This is a genomic window from Streptomyces katrae (genome assembly GCF_000966975.1).
Taxonomy (GTDB): Bacteria; Actinomycetota; Actinomycetes; order Streptomycetales; family Streptomycetaceae; genus Streptomyces; species Streptomyces katrae.
On the sequence record NZ_JZWV01000780.1, the window covers coordinates 1 to 1,167 of the forward strand.

1 protein-coding gene is annotated in these 1,167 nt (G+C 76.1%); it reads right to left on the reverse strand.

Annotation, left to right across the window (positions count from 1 at the left end):
* Positions 1 to 2 precede the first annotated feature (2 nt).
* Positions 3 to 1,167 (reverse strand): FAD-linked oxidase C-terminal domain-containing protein (locus VR44_RS26375; RefSeq protein WP_045950100.1); only part of this gene is annotated, 1,165 nt, incomplete at its 5' end.

Here is a 1,167-nt window from a genome sequence, read left to right on the forward strand (position 1 = left end):
CCTTACCCCTTGGAGTGCCAGATCGTCGCGCAGCAGGTGCCGTACACGTCGCGCGGGATCCACACCGACAGACCGGCCCGCTCCGACAGGGCGGCCACCGCTTCGGGCAGCGACGGCCCGGGACGGCCCGCGGGGCCGCCGAAGATCCGGTTGACGCAGGCCGGGTAGTACACGGCGGCCGCGCCCACCCGCCGGGTCGGGGGCAGCCGGCGCGCGGCGGCTCCGGGGATACGCGGCAGCCACTGCGGCACCAGGTCGGGGCGTACGGCCTTGCGCGCGGCCCGGGTGAGGGCGGCCGGCACCCGGTCGCCCATCCGGCCGGCGGCGGCCACCGCCAGCCGGGCGGCGGCCTCCACGGTACGGAACCGCGCGGCGGCCAGGGCGGCGGCGCGCTCCTCGCCCGGGCCGTGCCGCCGGTGACGGAAGTCCCGCATCAGCGCGCCGGTGTCGATGCCGACGGGGCAGGCGAGCCCGCAGAGGGAATCGCCCGCGCAGGTGTCGACGGCGTCGTGTCCGTAGGCGTCGAGCAGCGCCTCCAGGACGGGGGAGCCGGGCGGCTGGCGCACCATCTCGCGGCGCAGCACGATCCGCTGGCGCGGAGTGGTCGTCAGGTCGGCGCTGGGGCAGGCCGGTTCGCAGAACCCGCACTCGATGCAGGGGTCGGCCTCCGCCTCCACCCGCGGGATCGTCTTCAGGCCGCGCAGGTGCCCCCGGGGATCGCGGTCGAGGAGGACCCGCGGGGCGAGGATGCCCTCCGGGTCGATCAGCCGCTTGGTGCGCCACATGAGGTCGGTGGCCCGGGGACCCCACTCCAGCTCGAGGAAGGGGGCCATGTTGCGGCCGGTGGAGTGCTCGGCCTTCAGCGAGCCGTCGAACCGCTCCACCGTGAGCCGGCAGAAGGCCTCCATGAAGGCCGCGTACCGGTCGACGTCCCCGGGCCTGGCGGCGTCGAAGGCCAGCAGGAAGTGCAGATTGCCGTGGGCCGCGTGCCCGGCGACGGCCGCGTCGAAGCCGTGCTCCGCCTGCAGGGCCAGGAGCGCCTCGCAGGCCTCGGCCAGCCGTGACGGCGGTACGGCGAAGTCCTCGGTGATCAGGGTGGTGCCGGGGGGCCGGGCTCCGCCGACGGCGGTGACGAAGGCCTTGCGGGCCTTCCAGTAGCCGCCGATG